The 15,312-nt window shown below is 66.7% G+C and carries 15 protein-coding genes and 1 tRNA gene; 12 read left to right on the top strand and 4 right to left on the bottom strand.

All coding sequences use genetic code 11. From position 1 onward, the window contains the following. Positions 1-18: 18 nt before the first annotated feature. Entirely contained in the window at positions 19-933 is a 915-nt protein-coding gene (locus AC0KWY_RS06240) for a LysR family transcriptional regulator (protein ID WP_474028771.1), read from the bottom strand. 97 nt (positions 934-1,030) lie between these two features. Here AC0KWY_RS06240 and AC0KWY_RS06235 point away from each other — a divergent pair, with 97 nt between their 5' ends. Beyond that, a complete protein-coding gene (locus AC0KWY_RS06235; protein ID WP_474028770.1) occupies positions 1,031-1,792 on the top strand; it encodes a sulfite exporter TauE/SafE family protein in 762 nt (253 codons plus the stop codon). A 4-nt stretch (positions 1,793-1,796) separates the two neighbouring features. On the opposite strand, the gene AC0KWY_RS06230 is transcribed toward AC0KWY_RS06235, so the two are convergent. Genes AC0KWY_RS06230 through AC0KWY_RS06220 form a run of 3 tightly spaced genes read right to left on the bottom strand, consistent with a single transcriptional unit; the run spans position 1,797 to position 5,361 of the window. Further along, positions 1,797-2,555, bottom strand: coding sequence for a fumarate reductase iron-sulfur subunit (locus AC0KWY_RS06230; protein ID WP_474028769.1), 759 nt, complete (start codon positions 2,553-2,555; stop codon positions 1,797-1,799). Next, the gene (locus AC0KWY_RS06225) at positions 2,552-4,531 is read right to left on the bottom strand and encodes a fumarate reductase flavoprotein subunit (RefSeq protein WP_474028768.1); all 1,980 of its coding nucleotides are present in this window, start codon (positions 4,529-4,531) and stop codon (positions 2,552-2,554) included. The genes AC0KWY_RS06230 and AC0KWY_RS06225 overlap by 4 nt, the downstream gene beginning before the upstream one ends. Positions 4,532-4,533: 2 nt before the next feature. Then, positions 4,534-5,361 (bottom strand): fumarate reductase cytochrome b subunit, encoded by an 828-nt coding sequence (locus AC0KWY_RS06220; protein WP_474028767.1) that lies wholly within the window; start codon positions 5,359-5,361, stop codon positions 4,534-4,536. Positions 5,362-5,611: 250 nt separating this feature from the next. Here AC0KWY_RS06220 and AC0KWY_RS06215 point away from each other — a divergent pair, with 250 nt between their 5' ends. The 11 genes from AC0KWY_RS06215 to AC0KWY_RS06165 all read left to right on the top strand — a co-directional run bounded on the left by AC0KWY_RS06215 (position 5,612) and on the right by AC0KWY_RS06165 (position 15,268). Next, a complete protein-coding gene (locus tag AC0KWY_RS06215) occupies positions 5,612-7,537 on the top strand; it encodes an ATP-dependent DNA helicase (RefSeq protein WP_474028766.1) in 1,926 nt (641 codons plus the stop codon). Further along, positions 7,534-8,685 carry an ATP-grasp domain-containing protein gene (locus tag AC0KWY_RS06210; RefSeq protein WP_474028765.1) on the top strand — a complete coding sequence of 384 codons (1,152 nt, stop codon included), beginning with the start codon at positions 7,534-7,536 and terminating at the stop codon, positions 8,683-8,685. The genes AC0KWY_RS06215 and AC0KWY_RS06210 overlap by 4 nt, the downstream gene beginning before the upstream one ends. Further along, the gene (locus AC0KWY_RS06205; protein ID WP_474028764.1) at positions 8,678-9,244 is read left to right on the top strand and encodes a GNAT family N-acetyltransferase; all 567 of its coding nucleotides are present in this window, start codon (positions 8,678-8,680) and stop codon (positions 9,242-9,244) included. The genes AC0KWY_RS06210 and AC0KWY_RS06205 overlap by 8 nt, the downstream gene beginning before the upstream one ends. Then, positions 9,241-9,600: an antibiotic biosynthesis monooxygenase family protein gene (locus AC0KWY_RS06200; RefSeq protein ID WP_416693207.1), complete on the top strand. Its 360-nt coding sequence runs from the start codon at positions 9,241-9,243 to the stop codon at positions 9,598-9,600. The genes AC0KWY_RS06205 and AC0KWY_RS06200 overlap by 4 nt, the downstream gene beginning before the upstream one ends. After that, complete coding sequence (mobB, locus tag AC0KWY_RS06195; RefSeq protein ID WP_474028763.1) at positions 9,597-10,094, top strand: molybdopterin-guanine dinucleotide biosynthesis protein B; 498 nt, start codon at positions 9,597-9,599, stop codon at positions 10,092-10,094. Before AC0KWY_RS06200 ends, mobB begins: the two co-directional genes overlap by 4 nt. 2 nt (positions 10,095-10,096) lie before the next feature. Then, a complete protein-coding gene (locus AC0KWY_RS06190; protein ID WP_474028762.1) occupies positions 10,097-11,305 on the top strand; it encodes a molybdopterin molybdotransferase MoeA in 1,209 nt (402 codons plus the stop codon). Beyond that, positions 11,302-11,550, top strand: a complete 249-nt coding sequence (gene moaD / locus AC0KWY_RS06185; protein WP_474028761.1) for a molybdopterin converting factor subunit 1 — start codon at positions 11,302-11,304, stop codon at positions 11,548-11,550. Before AC0KWY_RS06190 ends, moaD begins: the two co-directional genes overlap by 4 nt. Before the next feature lie 13 nt (positions 11,551-11,563). After that, the gene (locus tag AC0KWY_RS06180) at positions 11,564-13,075 is read left to right on the top strand and encodes an RNA-binding domain-containing protein (protein ID WP_474028760.1); all 1,512 of its coding nucleotides are present in this window, start codon (positions 11,564-11,566) and stop codon (positions 13,073-13,075) included. 30 nt (positions 13,076-13,105) lie between these two features. Then, the gene (gene ylqF, locus AC0KWY_RS06175) at positions 13,106-14,047 is read left to right on the top strand and encodes a ribosome biogenesis GTPase YlqF (protein WP_474028759.1); all 942 of its coding nucleotides are present in this window, start codon (positions 13,106-13,108) and stop codon (positions 14,045-14,047) included. 55 nt (positions 14,048-14,102) lie between these two features. Then, positions 14,103-14,178: transfer RNA gene (locus tag AC0KWY_RS06170), tRNA-Asn, on the top strand. Positions 14,179-14,437: 259 nt separating this feature from the next. Further along, positions 14,438-15,268, top strand: a complete 831-nt coding sequence (locus AC0KWY_RS06165; protein ID WP_474028758.1) for an efflux RND transporter periplasmic adaptor subunit — start codon at positions 14,438-14,440, stop codon at positions 15,266-15,268. Positions 15,269-15,312 lie beyond the last annotated feature (44 nt).

Genomic DNA, 15,312 nt, shown 5'->3' with positions numbered 1-15,312 from the left:
TGGTAACCGCAAACGCCTTCACCATGGGCCGGGGTTGTCGTCGCCGTAGCCGGCAAAACGCCGTTCGAGAAAATCGAGGAAGACGCGCACCTTGGCCGACAGCAGGTGGCGCTGCGGGTACACGGCGTGGATGTCGGCGGCGCTGCCTGCCCATTCCGGCAGGACGCGGACCAGGCGGCCGCTGCGCAGGTCGGCGGCGATGTCCCATTCCGAACGCAGGACGATGCCGTGTCCGGCCAGGGCCCAGTCGACGGCGATCTCGCCGTGGTTCACGGCGAGCGGGCTGCGCACCTTGACGGTGACCTGTTCCTTGCCGTCGGTCAGTTGCCAGTTGTTGTAGGCGCGTTCGTGTTCGCGGATGACGATGCAGTCGTGCTCGGCCAGTTCGCGCGGGGTCCGCGGTGTGCCGCGGACGGCAAGATAGGCCGGGGCGGCGCAGAGCAGGCGGCGGTTGGGGGCGATGCGGCGGGCCAGGATGCGCGCATCCGGCGGCGGCCCGAAGCGGATGCCGATGTCGATCGCGTGTTCGGTCAGGTCGAGGGCGCGGTCGGCGAGGTGGAGGATGATCTCGACATCCGGCCACTGGCGGACGAAATCGGAAATCGCCGGGCCGAGATGGCGCCGCCCGAAACCGAAGCCGGCATTGATGCGCAGCAGGCCTTGCGGTCGCTCGCGGCTGGCAGAGAGCGACCGTTCGAGACGTTCGATGTCGCGCAGGATGGCTTCGCCATCTTCCAGGTAACGCTCGCCTTCCGGCGTCAGGCTCAGGCGCCGCGTCGTCCGGTTGAGCAGGCGCACGCCGAGCCGGCGTTCCAGCGCCGCCAGGCGGCGGCTGACCGCCGGCGGCGTCACGCCGAGCGCCTGCGCCGCCGCCGCCAGGCTGGGCTGGCGGGCGAGCAGGCTGAAGAAGGCGAGGTCGGGGATGTCGGTCATTCGTTACCTGTACGCAATAATCAATTGATCGTTGCGCCATTGTATCGATGATGTGGATGAATATCATGGGTCGTCCCGTCACCCGCTCCTGCCCAAAATGCACCTGCTACCGTTCGCCGACCTCTTCCTCGCCCTCTGTCTCGGCGCCGCGCTCGGCTTCGTCGGCGGCCTGTTCGGCATTGGCGGCGGCATCGTCGCCATTCCGCTGTTCGTGCTGGCCTTCGCGATGGATCAGGCGACGGCGCAGGGGACGGCGCTGGTACTGATGGTGCCCAACCTGCTCATCGGCTGGTGGCGCTACAGCCAGAAGCACCCGGTCGGTTGGCGCGCGGCGCTCGCCATCGCCGCGCCGGCAACGTTGACCACCTGGGCCTTGGCGCGCTTTGCGACGGCGCTCGACGGGCACCTGCTTGGCCAGTTGTTCAGCGCCTTTCTCGGCCTGCTTGCGCTGCGCCTGCTGTGGCAGGGGCGGGGTGGCCGCCAGCCGGTCAGCGGGGCGCCGCTGCGGGCGGCTGCGCTGCCGCTGGTCGGCGTCGCCGGCGGCAGCAGCATGGGCCTGCTCGGCATCGGCGGCGGGCTCGTCGCCACGCCGCTGCTCTCCGGCTGGCTCGGCCAGCGCCAGACGGTGGCGCAGAGCCTGGCGCTGGCGCTGGTTGCGCCGAGTTCGCTGGTGGCGCTCGGCGCCTACGCCGGCGCCCAGCGCGTGGATTGGAGCCTCGGCCTGCCGATGGCGCTCGGCGGCACGCTCACCGTTGCCGCCGGCGTCGCGCTCGCCCACAAACTGCCGGAGCGGCGGATGCGCGCCGCCTTCGCCTGGATGCTGCTGGCCACTGCGCTGTGGCTGGCGCTCTGGCGCTGAGCGCTCAGCGCCAGCCCTCAAGCGCCATCTTGCGGCGCAGGAAGGCGATCTGCGTCTGCAGCGGCAACTGCTTGGGGCAGAAATCGTGGCAGCCGAGCAGGCTCATGCAGCCGAAGACGCCGTCGTCGTTGCCGATCAGTTCGTAGAAATCGGCATCGCTGCGCGTGTCGCGCGGGTCGAGGCGGAAGCGGGCGATCTTGTTGAGGCCGACGGCGCCGACGAAATCGCTCCGCATCTGGGCGGTGCCGCAGGCGGCGATGCAACAGCCGCATTCGATACAGCGGTCGAGCTCGTAGATCGCCTCGGCAAGCGCAGGTTCCATGCGCGCTTCGAGAGCGTCGAGGTTGACCGGCTGTGCCTGGGCGATCCAGGTCTGCAGGCGTTCGGCGGTGCCGCGCATCCACTTGCCGGTGTTTACCGAAAGGTCGCCGATCAGTTCGAAGAAGGGCAGCGGCGCCAGCACGATGCGCGGAGCGCAGTCGCGGGTCAGGGTGCGGCAGGCGAGCGCCGGCCGGCCGTCGACCAGCATCGCGCAACTGCCGCAGATGCCGGCGCGGCAGACGAAGTCGAACTGTAGCGAAGGGTCCTGGCTGGCGCGGATTTCGTTGAGGGCGATGAACAGCGTCATGCCGTCGCTTTCGTCGAGCGTGAAATCCTGCAGATAGGGCGCGATTTCCGGCGTCGCCGGGTTGTAGCGCAGGATCTGCACGGTCAGGCGGCGCGGCCGCGACGGGCGGGCGGAGTGGCGCAGCAGCGGGATCATGCGGGGTCTCCGAGGCGGGCGTTGGTGCCGCGCAGGTGTGGCGGCAGCAGGTCGCGGAAGGGCAGCAGGGCATCCTGCACGGTGTGGCGGTCGGCGCCGGCGAGGCGGGCGCGGATCGCGTTGACCTCGGCCTGGCGGGCGGCAGTCAGCGGGTGTTCGATGGCGTCGCGGGCGCCGTAGCCGCGCCAGCCGGGCGGCAGTTCCATGCGCGTGACGTCGAGCGCCTCGTAGGCCAGCGTCGGCAGCGTCAGTTCGGGGTCGGGCCAGGTGGCCAGCGTGCGTTTCAGCCAGTCGGCGTCGTTGCGCTGCGGGAAATCCTCGCGAAAATGGGCGCCGCGGCTTTCGGTGCGCTGCAGCGCGCCCCAGGCGACGCACAGCGCCAGTTTGAGCATCTTCTGCAGGCGCCAGGCCTGCGTCAGCTCCGGGTTGGCGCCCGGCCGGCTGTTGCGCAGGCCGATGTCGCGGCTGCGCCGCAGCAGGCTTTGCAGGGCGTCGACTGCGGTGTGCAGCGTATCGCCGTGGCGGACGATGCCGACGCGGGCGGTCATCGTCGCCTGCATCTCGCGCAGCAGCAGGGCCGCGTTTTCCTTGCCGCGGCTTTCGGCGATGCCGGCGAATTCGGTCTGCGCCCGCTCGAAGCAACGGCGGATCAGGGCGGTCGAGACAGTGAGTTCGCCGGCCGGCGTGGAGCAGAAATCGGCGATCGCCTCGCCGACGATCATCCCGGAAACCACCGTTTCGGCGACCGAATTGCCGCCCAGCCGGTTGAAGCCGTGCAGGTCCCAGCAGGCCGCTTCGCCGCAGGCGAACAGGCCCTTGAGGCCGCGCGCTGCGCCGTGCGCGTCGGTGCGGATGCCGCCCATCGAGTAATGCTGGGCCGGGCGCACCGGTATCCACTGTCTGGCCGGGTCGATGCCGAGGAAATACTGGCTGATTTCCTTCACTTCGCGCAGCTTGCGCTCGATGTGGGCGGCGCCGAGCAGCGTGATGTCCAGCCACAGGTGCTCGCCGAGCGGGTGGGCGACGCCCTTGCCGGCGCGGATGTGGGCTTCCATCCGGCGCGAGACGACGTCGCGCGACGCCAGTTCCTTCTTTTCCGGCTCGTAGTCGGGCATGAAGCGGTGGCCGTCGACATCGCGCAGCAACCCGCCGTCGCCGCGGCAGCCCTCGGTGACCAGGATGCCGGCGGGAAAGATCGCAGTCGGGTGGAACTGCACCGCCTCCATGTTGGCGAGCGGCACGACGCCGGTGTCGAGGGCGATGGCGGCGCCGATTCCCTCGTTGATCACGGCGTTGGTGGTGACCTGGTAGAGGCGGCCGAAACCGCCGCTGGCGATGCAGGTGGCGCGGGCGACGTAGGCGCTCAGGCGGCCGTTGGTCAGGTCGCGGACGATGGCGCCGTGGCAGCGCTCGCCGTCGTGGATCAGCGCCACCGCCTCGCGCCGCTCATGGACCGGGATGCCGGCGGCGATGCTCTGGTCGCTGACCGTGTACAGCATGGCGTGGCCGGTGCCGTCGGCGACGTAGCAGGTGCGCCACTGGCGGGTGCCGCCGAAATCGCGGGCGGTGATCAGGCCGTGGGCGGCGGCGTTTTCTTCGATCACGACCGGCTTGCCGTCGACGATCGCGGTCCGTGCGCCGGCCTCGACCCGGTTCCACGGCACGCCCCAGGCAGCCAGCTCGCGCACCGCCTTGGGCGCGACGTGGGCAAACAGGCGCGCCACTTCCTGGTCGCAGCCCCAGTCGCTGCCACGTACCGTGTCCTCGAAATGCACATCCTCGTTGTCGCCGGCACCGCGCGCCGCGTTCGCCAGGCTGGCCTGCATGCCGCCCTGGGCGGCGGCCGAGTGCGAGCGCTTGGGCGGCACCAGGCTGAGGACGATCACCTCGCGGCCGCGCTTCCGGGCTGCCAGCGCGGCGCGCAGCCCGGCCAGTCCGCCGCCGATGACGAGGACGTCGCTGTGGATGATTTCCATCGTCAGTGGCGGACGGCTTCGCCGGCGGGCGGCTGGTAGCGTTCGCCAGCGTGCGCGGCGTGGTTGCGGCCGAGGTCGACGTAGGCGAGCAGGGTGACCAGGCCGAGGCTGACGAAGAAGGCGGTGAATGCGTGGCGTACCCGGCGCAGGCGCTGGCGGCCGCGCGCCGGGTTGTCGCCGACAAACCAGCCCCACTTCAGCGCCAGGCGGTAGAGGCCGATGCCGCCATGCACTTCGGCGGTGAACAGCAGGGCGAGGTAGATCGGCCACATGCGGCCGCTCCACACGCGGTCCGCCGATTCGTAAGGGCCGATCAACGTCGGCTGGCTGAGCATGTCGTAAAGATGGATGGTGGTCAGGAAAAATAGGATGAAGCCGCTCACCACTTGCAACCACCACAGGCTGGTATCGACGTGGCGCAGGCGTTGACGGTGGGCACTAAAGGCGCTGTGCTGGCGGTAGCTGGCGGGAAACTTGCGTAGCGCCAGCCAGGCATGGACGATCAGCAGTCCGGTGACACCGGCCGCGACCAGCGAAACCAGCCACGGATGCGGGGTGCCGAACAGCCATTCGCCCTCGAAGAAGCGGGCGACACGGTAGAACATTTCCTCGCTGACCAGAATGCTGGCGACGAAAGCCATGTGGGCAACCAGGAAGAGCGCCAGGGCGAGGCCGGAAATCCCCTGCAGCAGGTCGAGCCGGGCCGGCCAGCGGCTGGCGGCGAGGGTTTGCCGCTGCTCCGGGTGACGTCGTCCGGCGGCGGGCTGGGCGAGGCTGCCCGGTTCGACCGGCAGCGACGGCGGTAAGGCGGACTTGGCGTACTGGCGCATGGCTGACTTCCTCTCGTTGGGGTTCCGCTGCTTGTCGTTATGGGACAAATCTAGCACGAAAGAGGTCTGGTTCCGTTAAAAAATTGTGCATTGCAGCAAACGCAATCTGCGGATTTGTAAAACGTTTCCGGATTGTTGCGCCGAACAATGCTGCGATGCACCACGGTGGGGCGGGGTGCCGCTGGCCGGCTTCTGTTAAGATGCCACGGGCTGCCGCCGCTTCCCCCTTTTCGTTCGCCCGACCATCACCTTGTCCACCCTCCAGGAAATCTTCTCCCCCGACGGCCCGTTCGCCCGCGCCATCGACGGCTATCGCGTGCGCCCGCAGCAGGTCGAGATGGCCGAGCGCATCGCGGCGGCGATCAAGGACAACGCGGTGTTCATCGCCGAAGCCGGCACCGGCACCGGCAAGACCTTCGCCTACCTGGTGCCGGCGCTCAAATCGCACGGCAAGGTGATCGTCTCCACCGGCACCAAGACGCTGCAGGATCAGCTCTACAACAAGGATCTGCCGATGGTGCGCGAGATCCTCAAGGCGCCGGTGCGTACCGCGCTGTTGAAGGGGCGCGCCAACTACGTCTGTCCCTATCATCTCAACCGCTCGCTTGCCGACGGCCGCTTCCTGAGCCGCGAGGACGCCGCCGACGCGCGCCGCATCGCCGCCTTCGCCAAGATCACGCAGACCGGCGACAAAGCCGAATGCAACGAGGTCAACGAGAATTCGCCGGTGTGGAACCACGCCACCTCGACGCGCGACAACTGCCTCGGCCAGGAATGCCCGGACTACAAGACCTGCTTCGTCATGCAGGCGCGCAAGGAGGCAATGGCCGCCGACCTGGTCGTCGTCAATCACCATCTCTTCTTCGCCGACGTGATGCTGCGCGACGAAGGCATGGCCGAACTGCTCCCCGCCTGCAACACGGTGATCTTCGACGAGGCGCACCAGTTGCCGGAAGTGGCGACGCTGTTCTTCGGCGACAGCCTGTCCACCGCGCAGGTGCTCGACCTCTGCCGCGACACGCGGGCCGAGGCGCTGACCCACGCCCGCGACTGCCTCGACCTGACGCCGCTGTCCAAGGCGGTGGAAAAGGCGGCGCGCGACCTGCGGCTGGCAGTCGGCGTCGATGCCGGCCGCTTCGCCGCCGCCCAGTTGCAGGAGAAGGCGGAATTCGCGCCGGCGCTGGCGGCGCTCGAAAGCGAACTCGAAAAATTCGTCGCCCTGCTCGAAACCCAGGCCAGCCGCGCCGAAGGCCTGGAAAAGTGCTGGCAGCGGGCAAGCGAGCTGCGCGAGCGGGTCAGCCGCTGGCGCAAGCCGGTCGACGCCGGTTTTGTTTACTGGGCCGAAGCCTTCACCCAGTCGCTGCAACTGAACGCGACGCCGCTCGACGTCGCCGGCATCTTCCGCAAGCAGATGGGCGGCCACCCGCGCGCCTGGATCTTCACCTCGGCAACGCTCGCCGTGCAGGGCAAGTTCCACCACTACTGCGCCGAACTGGGGCTTGGCGAGCCGGAGTCCGCCTGTTGGCACAGTCCCTTCGACTACGGCGAGCAGGCCGTGCTCTACGCGCCGCTCGGCATGCCCGACCCGAACGCCTTCCATTACACGGAAACGGTGGTCGACGCCGCCTGGCCGGCGGTCAAGGCCGCCAACGGCGGTGCCTTCTTCCTGTGCACCAGCCTGCGTGCGATGCGTCGCACGCACGAACTGCTCAAGGCGAAGATCGACGACGAAGGCCTCGAGCTGCCGCTGCTGGTTCAGGGCGAGGCGAGCAAGAACGAGCTGCTGCAGCGCTTCCGCTTCCTCGGCAACGCCATCCTGGTCGGCAGCCAGAGCTTCTGGGAAGGCGTCGACGTGCGCGGCGAGGCCTTGTCGCTGGTCGTCATCGACAAGATTCCCTTCGCGCCGCCCGACGATCCGGTGCTTTCGGCGCGCATCGACGAGATGAAGAAGCAGGGCCGCAACGCCTTCATCGAATACCAGTTGCCGCGTGCCGTGATCAACGTCAAGCAGGGCGCCGGCCGGTTGATCCGCGACGAATCCGACAAGGGCGTGCTGATGATCTGCGATCCACGACTCATATCAAAGCCGTACGGGCGCAAGGTCTGGCAAAGTCTGCCGGCGATGAAACGGACCCGCGAACTGCAGGTCGTCCTCGATTTTTTCGCCAACCGATGAAAACCACTTTCGACCAGCTCGCGGCGCGCCAGCCGCAACTCTTCTCCGCTGCCGACATCCGTGTCGACAAGGCGCAGCTCGAAGCCATGGCCGAGCTGGTCGGCGCCATCGAAACGGTGCTGGCCTTGCCCGCCTTTCGTGCCGAAGCGCTGGCCAGGGCGCCGGCCAGCGCCCGCGTGCCGACCGCCGCGCGCGGCGTCTTCATGGGCTACGACTTCCACCTGACGGCGGCCGGCCCGAAGCTGATCGAGATCAACACCAACGCCGGCGGCGGCCTGCTCAACGCCTATCTGCTCGCCGCCCACGGCCGCGCCGACGAAGGTGCCGCACTGCTCGCCGCGATCCTCGACATGTTCCTTGGCGAATGGCGGCTGGCCCGCGGCGACGCGCCGCTGCGCCGCATCGCCATCGTCGACGAGGCGCCGGCCGGGCAGTTCCTGGCGCCGGAATTCGAACTCTGCCGCGACCTCTTTGCCGTGAACGGCATCGCCGCCGTCATCGCCGATCCGGCCGATTTTGTTTACACCGACGGCGAACTCCGGCTGGCCGGCGAAGCGGTCGACCTGATCTACAACCGGCTGACCGATTTCTACCTCGAAGGCGAGTCCTGCCGCGCCATCCGTGCCGCCTGCCTGGCCGGCGCCGTGGTTCTGACGCCGCACCCGGCAGCACACGCGACGCACGCCGACAAGCGCCACCTGATGACCCTGTCCGACCCGGAAAAACTCGCCGCGCTCGGCGTCGACGCTGAAACGCAGCGCATCCTGCTGGCCGGCGTGCCGCGCACCATCGCGGTCGATCCGGCCGACGCCGAAGCGCTGTGGGCCGGGCGCAAGCGCTGGTTCTTCAAGCCGCCGGCCGGTTTCGGCAGCCGTGCCGCCTATCGCGGCGACAAGCTGACCAAGCGCGTTTTCGACGAAATCCTCGCCGGCCATTACATCGCCCAGGAAATCGCCCCGCCGTCGGAACACGCGGTGATCGTCGACGGTCAGCCGCAGACGATGAAGGCCGATTTCCGCTGCTTCGTCTATGACGGCCATATCCAGTGCGTCGCGGCTCGCCTCTACCAGGGGCAGACGACCAACTTCCGCACCCCGGGCGGCGGCTTCGCGCCGGTGTTCGCGGCCGCAGCGGCGGTCGATGGTTGAACCGGTGGTCCTCGAAACCGCTCGCCTGCGCCTGCGCCAGTGGCGGGCCGACGACCGCCAGCCGTTCGCCGCCATGTCGGCCGATCCGGCAGTCATGGCATGGTTTCCGGCGCCGCTCTCGGCAGCGGAGAGCGCGCACTTGGCGGAGCGTTGCGCGGCGCTGATCGACGAACGCGGCTGGGGGTTCTGGGCGGTCGAGGACAAGTCCGCCGCTGCGTTCATCGGTTTCGTCGGTCTGCATGTGCCGGCGCCGGAACTGCCGTTCTCGCCCTGCGTCGAGATCGGCTGGCGCCTGGCCCGCGAGTGCTGGGGGCAGGGGCTGGCGCGGGAAGCGGCGCAGGCGGCGCTGGAATTCGGCTTCCAGCGGCTTGGCCTGACCGAGATCGTCGCGTTCACAACGCTCGGCAACCGGCGCTCGCAGTCGCTGATGCAGCGTCTGGGCATGCGTCCGGCGGGCGAGTTCGATCATCCGCAGTTGCCGGCCGGGCACCCGCTGTTGCGGCACTGTCTCTACCGTCTGGCGCGCGCGGATTTCCTGGCCCGGGAGAAGTTGGCATGAGCGCCCCGGTTTTTGCCTGTACCCCGGAACCACCGTATCATGCGGTGATTTTCAGTTCCCGGCGCGCCGGGGGCGACGCTGGCTACGCCGCCATGGCCGACCGCATGCTCGAACTGGCGGCGCGTCAGCCCGGCTTTCTCGGCGTCGAGAGCGTGCGCGACGCGGACGGGTTCGGCATCACGGTTTCCTACTGGAGCGACGAGGCGGCGATCGCCGCCTGGCGCGAAAACGTTGACCACCTGGCGGCGCGTCAGGGCGGCCGCGCCGGTTGGTACGAAGCTTTCGCGGTCCGCGTCGCTCGCGTCGAGCGCGCCTATGGCTGGAATAACAAGGACAACAAGGAAATGGCGCGGTGAAGGTTTTTGGCATCGCCGGCTGGTCCGGTTCCGGCAAGACGACGCTGCTGGAAAAGCTGATTCCGGCGCTGATCGCGCGTGGCCTCAAGGTCTCGGTGATCAAGCACGCGCACCACGGTTTCGACATCGACAAACCGGGCAAGGATTCGTATCGCCACCGCGCGGCCGGCGCCGCCGAGGTCATGCTGGCCAGCGGTTCGCGCTGGGCATTGATGCACGAATGCCGGGACGAGCCGGAACCGGCGCTGTCTACGCTGCTCGCCCGGCTGACGCCGTGCGACCTGGTACTGGTCGAGGGCTTCAAGCAGGAACCGGTGCCCAAGCTGGAGGTCCACCGGCCGGCCAACGGCAAGCCGCCGCTCTTTGCCGAGCGCGACGACATCGTCGCCGTCGCCAGCGACGAGGCGATCGCCGCGCCGATACCGGTGCTGCCGCTCAACGACATTGCCGCAGTGGCCGATTTCATCATCCGCCACTGCCAACTCAAGGTTTGACCATGCTCAGTTACGAACAAGCGCTCGAACAACTGCTCGCCGCCGCCCGGCCGGTCGAGGAAATCCGGCATGTGCCGCTGACTGCCGCCGCCGGCCGCGTGCTGGCGCAGGCGCAGACGTCCACGGTCGACGTGCCGCCGCTCGACAATTCGGCGATGGACGGCTACGCCGTGCGCCTTGGCGATCTGCCGCAAGCCGGCATCACGCTGCCGGTCAGCCAGCGCATTCCCGCCGGCAGCGTCGGCAGCGAACTGCAGCCCGGCAGCGCCGCCCGCATCTTCACCGGCGCCCCGGTGCCGGCCGGCGCCGACGCGGTGATCATGCAGGAGCGCTGCGTCGCCGGCGACGGCGTCGTCACCGTCAAGCACCTGCCGCGCCTCGGCGAGAACATCCGCCGGCGCGGCGAGGACATCGCCGCTGGCAGCGAAATCCTGCCCGCCGGCGTCCGCCTGCGCGCCCAGGAAATCGCGCTCGCCGCCTCGGCCGGCCTGCCCGAACTGCCGGTGTATCGGCGCGTCCGCGTCGGCATCTTCTTCACCGGCGACGAGCTGGTGCAGCCGGGCGAGCCGCTGCCGCCCGGCGCCATCTACAACTCCAACCGCTATCTGTTGCGCACCCTGCTCGAAGGGCTGGGCTGCGAAGTGCGCGACCTGGGCAGCGTGCCCGATCGCCTCGACGCCACCCGCGACGCGCTGCGCCGCGCCGCCGCCGACAACGACCTGATCGTCACCAGCGGCGGCGTTTCGGTCGGCGAAGAGGACCACGTCAAGCCGGCGGTCGAAGCCGAAGGCCGGCTCGACATGTGGAAGATCGCGATCAAGCCGGGCAAGCCGCTGGCCTTCGGCGAAGTGCGCAAGCCGGAGGGAGGCAGCGCCTGGTTCCTCGGCCTGCCGGGCAACCCGGTCGCCGCCTTCGTCACCTGCGCGATGCTGGTGCGTCCCTTCATCCGGCGCCTGCAAGGCGTTGCCGACGTGCTGCCGAAAACCTTGCCGCTGACCGCCGACTACACCTGGAGCCGGCCGGATGGCCGCCTCGAATTCCTGCGCGGGCGGATCAACGCCGCCGGCCGCGTCGAGCTTTACCCGAATCAGGGCTCGGCCGTCGTCACTTCGCTGTGCTGGAGCGACGGGCTGGTCCTCAACCCGCCGGGACAGGCGGTTCAACCGGGCGACAGCGTCCGTTTCGTCACTTTTGCGGAGTTGCTGGCATGAGCGTGAACATCCTTTACTTCGCCAGCCTGCGCGAAGCCTTCGGCACTGCCGGCGAAGCCGTCGAGCTGCCGGCCGGCATCGCCACGGTTGGCGAGCTGCGCGACTGGCTGGTCGGGCAAGGCAGGGCAGAACTGGCCACCGCCAAGAACCTGCGCTGCGCCGTCAATCAGGAAATGGCCAAGGCCGACGCCCCCATCCGCGACGGCGACGAAATTGCCTTCTTCCCGCCGGTCACCGGCGGCTGACGAGATCGGGGCCGTGCGCGATCATCCGGATACGATCCTGGAACGCCTTCCTGATGAACTGGGTTCATTGCGGGAATCGGCCCTTGTCGAATGCAAACTGGCTGTCGGGCGCGATGGCAAGGGGCGTTTGCCAGAGGATTTCTGGCCGACCTATAGCGCCTTTGCCAATACCGAAGGCGGCATCATCCTGCTCGGTATCCGGGAGCGGCGGGAAGGATTTGAACTGGCCGGGATCGAGAGCCCGGCCAAAGTGCGTCGCGAGTTGTTCAATAACCTGAACAATCGGCAAAAGGTTAGCTGCAACCTGCTGACTGACGCCGATGTCGAGGAAATAGAGATCGCCGGCAAGACGCTGCTGGCGATTCGCGTGCCACGGGCGAGCCGGCAGCAGCGGCCGGTTCATCTGACGACCAATCCTTTCGGCAATACCTGGCGCCGCCTGAACGACGGCGACCGCGCGCTGGCCGACGAAGACATCAAGCGGATGCTGGCCGAGCAGGTCGAAGACAGCCGGGATACGCGCATCCTGCCAAATTTCGGTCTGCGCGATCTGAATGCGGACAGCCTCAAGGCCTACCGCAACATTTTTCGCGCCGACAAACCGGATCATCCCTGGCTAGCGCTCGACGATCAGGCTTTCCTGCAAAGGCTCGGCGGCTGGCGCGAAGACCGTACCAGCGGAGAAACCGGGCTGACTCAAGCCGGGCTGCTGATGTTCGGGCAGTGGCCGGCAATTGCCGAAGCCATGCCGCTGTATTTTGTCGATTACCAGGAACGCCCGCGTGACTACGCCGAAACCGTGCAATGGCTGGATCGGCTGGTGCCGGACGGCAGTTGGTCGGGTAACCTGTTCGATTTTTACCGCCGTGTGGTGATCAAGTTGACCGCTGAGGTAAAGGTGCCCTTCGTGCTGCAGGGTGACACGCGCCAGGACGATACGCCCACGCACAAGGCATTGCGAGAGGCGCTGGTCAATGCGCTGGTGCATGCCGACTACAGCGGACGCGTTTCCGTTCAGGTAGTCAAGGAACCCGCCGGTTTTACCTTCCGCAATCCGGGAGCCTTACGTATTTCGCCCAGCCAGGCCTTGCAGGGTGGTATCAGCGATTGCCGCAATCGCACGCTGCAGCAGATGTTCCTGATGATCGGCCTGGGCGAGCGTGCCGGTTCGGGCATGTCACGCATCGTTCACGGCTGGCAGGTGCTGGGTCACGGTTTGCAACTGCGTGAGCATTTCGATCCGCAGGAATACACCGTGCTGGAAATGCGCTGGTCTGATGAACTTCTGCAGGATGGTTCGGTAGAAAGTTCACCAGAAAGTTCACCAGAAAGTTCACCAGAAACGGGGCAACGGATTCTGGTGCTTCTGAAAGCGTCTCCGACCATGACGACCCAGGCACTGGGGGATCATTTGGGAATCGGCAAGCGGGCCGTGCTCAAGCAAATCGAAAAACTCAAGGTGCAAGGACGTTTGCGCCGCATCGGCCCGAACAAGGGCGGCCGCTGGGAAGTCTCCGGTGCCTGAAAAACAGTCAAGATAGAACAGAGAGCAAACATGTCCATCCAATGGTTCCCCGGTCACATGACCCAGGCCCGCAAGAAAGCGGGCGAGACGCTGGCCATGGCCGACGTCGTCGTCGAGGTACTCGACGCCCGCCTGCCGCAAGCCTCCAGCAACCCGATGATCCACCAGTTGCGCACCTTCCGGCAGCGCCCCTGTCTCAAGCTGCTGAACAAGGCAGACCTCGCCGACCCGGAAGCGACCAAGGCCTGGCTGGCCTATTTCGACGCGCAACCCGGCGTCAAGGCGGTCGCCATTTCGTGCAAGAGGGCCAGCGACGTCGCCCGGATTCCCGGCCTCGCCCAGAAGCTCGCGCCGCACCGCTGCGACGCCGTCAAGCCGCTGCGCCTGATGATCATGGGCATTCCCAACGTCGGCAAATCGACGCTGATGAACGCCCTGGTCAAGAAGAAGGTCGCCGCCGTCGGCGACCAGCCGGCGGTGACCAAGAGCCAGCAGCGCATCGACATCAGCTCGCGGCTGACCATCTACGATACGCCGGGCCTGCTGTGGCCGAAGATCGACCACCCGATCGACGGCCTGATGATGGCCGCCAGCCACTCGGTCGGCGTCAACGCCTATATCGACGACGAAGTCGCCACCTGGCTCGCCGGCTACCTGCTCGAGCACTACCCGGCGCTGCTCCAGGCCCGCTACGGCTTCGATCTGCAAAGCATGGACGCGGTCGCCGTCCTTGAGGGCATCGCCAGGAAACGCGGCTGCATCATCAAGGGCCGCAGCGGCGAACTCGATCTCGAAAAGGCCGCCGGCATCCTGCTCAACGACTACCGTACCGGCACCCTCGGCCGCATCAGCCTGGAAACCCCGACCCTGCGCGCCAGTCGCCAGGCCGAACTGGAAAAAGCCGCCAAGTCGGCGCTCACCGCCGAATCTTCGCCGGAAACCGCATCGACCGACGAAGACGCCGAGCACTAGGCCTTTTCCGAAAACCTGGTTATAATCCGCGCCTCTCGCCAGACGGCGGGACTTTTCCTCGATAGCTCAGTCGGTAGAGCGCCGGACTGTTAATCCGTAGGTCCCTGGTTCGAGCCCAGGTCGGGGAGCCATAAGATTGAAGCACTTAGCCCGCTGTTTAGTGGGCTTTTTGCTGTCTGAAGGCATTATTGCTGCATTGTTGCTGCAGTGTCCCGCGCGAGATTCGCTGCGGCATCGCTATACTCGATTTTAGGAGTCAGCGATTGCAACGATCACCAAACGGGGTGAATACTATCAAGAGGCGAGTTGCTTCGCGTAAAAAAAATTACAAATGACGTGCGCGTATGAGTGATACTTGTCGATATTCCATTGGATTATCGAGGGTACGCAATGAATCTTGCGGCGAGGCTTTGTCGCGTTGTAACGTCAGTCTTTTACCTGGTTTCTATCCCTGCGTCGAATGCCGCCGATTGCCTGATCGAACCCACCCAGATTGTTGAATTGGCCAGTCCGGTGACCGGCTTGCTGGATAAGGTGATGGTTCAGCGGGCGGATCGCGTCAGCAAGGGGCAGGTTTTGGCGACACTTGAATCGCGTGCCGAACAGGCCGCCAGCGAACTGGCCCGCTTCAAGTCCCAGCAAGTTGGGCCCAGCCAGATGGCGGAAAGCAAGATTGAGTTTGCCAAGCGCAAATTCGCGCGCCGCCAGGCGATGAGCAACGAGAAGCTGATGGCGGTCCAGGACAAGGATGACGCCGAAGCCGAGTTGCGCCTGGCCGAAGCGGAGCTCAAGCTGGCCGCCGAAAATCGTCAGATCGCCAAGCTTGAGCATCAACAGCAAAGCAGCCTGCTCAACCTGCGGACCATACGCAGCCCTTTTGTCGGGGTGGTGGTTGATGTGCTGGCCCATCCCGGGGAAGTGGTCGAGCCGGGGGCAAGCAAAAAGGCCATCGTCAAAGTTGCCCAGCTTGATCCCTTGCGGGTTCAGGTCGTATTGCCCAAGGACGCTTTTGGCAAGCTGACTCCGGGGATGGCGGTTAACGTGGTGCCGGAGATTCCCGGCACGGGGCGTTACGCGGCCAAGGTCAAATCGGTGGATCGCTTGATAGACGCGGCTAGCGGCACCTTTGTCGTGCTCCTCGAATTACCCAATCCGAAGCTGGAGATTCCTGCCGGCGTCCGGTGCAAGGCCAATTTTCCTGCTGGAGTACAGCGGAAATAGCGCCTTCATGTGTTTCGGAACAACAGATACATCAATCAAACGTG

Source organism: Azonexus sp. MM2026_4, from assembly GCF_055901855.1.
Note: the sequence above shows the minus strand (reverse complement) of the source record. Positions and strands in the feature narration are given on the sequence as shown.

Excerpts from the sequence above, each read along its gene's own strand:
- AC0KWY_RS06165 (WP_474028758.1), top strand. The coding sequence starts at position 14,438 with ATGAATCTTGCGGCGAGGCTTTGTCGCGTTGTAACGTCAGTCTTTTAC.
- AC0KWY_RS06220 (WP_474028767.1), bottom strand. The coding sequence starts at position 5,361 with ATGCGCCAGTACGCCAAGTCCGCCTTACCGCCGTCGCTGCCGGTCGAA.
- AC0KWY_RS06235 (WP_474028770.1), top strand. The coding sequence starts at position 1,031 with ATGCACCTGCTACCGTTCGCCGACCTCTTCCTCGCCCTCTGTCTCGGC.
- AC0KWY_RS06210 (WP_474028765.1), top strand. The coding sequence starts at position 7,534 with ATGAAAACCACTTTCGACCAGCTCGCGGCGCGCCAGCCGCAACTCTTC.
- AC0KWY_RS06230 (WP_474028769.1), bottom strand. The coding sequence starts at position 2,555 with ATGATCCCGCTGCTGCGCCACTCCGCCCGCCCGTCGCGGCCGCGCCGC.
- AC0KWY_RS06240 (WP_474028771.1), bottom strand. The coding sequence starts at position 933 with ATGACCGACATCCCCGACCTCGCCTTCTTCAGCCTGCTCGCCCGCCAG.
- moaD (WP_474028761.1), top strand. The coding sequence starts at position 11,302 with ATGAGCGTGAACATCCTTTACTTCGCCAGCCTGCGCGAAGCCTTCGGC.
- AC0KWY_RS06190 (WP_474028762.1), top strand. The coding sequence starts at position 10,097 with ATGCTCAGTTACGAACAAGCGCTCGAACAACTGCTCGCCGCCGCCCGG.
- ylqF (WP_474028759.1), top strand. The coding sequence starts at position 13,106 with ATGTCCATCCAATGGTTCCCCGGTCACATGACCCAGGCCCGCAAGAAA.
- AC0KWY_RS06225 (WP_474028768.1), bottom strand. The coding sequence starts at position 4,531 with ATGGAAATCATCCACAGCGACGTCCTCGTCATCGGCGGCGGACTGGCC.
- AC0KWY_RS06205 (WP_474028764.1), top strand. The coding sequence starts at position 8,678 with ATGGTTGAACCGGTGGTCCTCGAAACCGCTCGCCTGCGCCTGCGCCAG.
- AC0KWY_RS06200 (WP_416693207.1), top strand. The coding sequence starts at position 9,241 with ATGAGCGCCCCGGTTTTTGCCTGTACCCCGGAACCACCGTATCATGCG.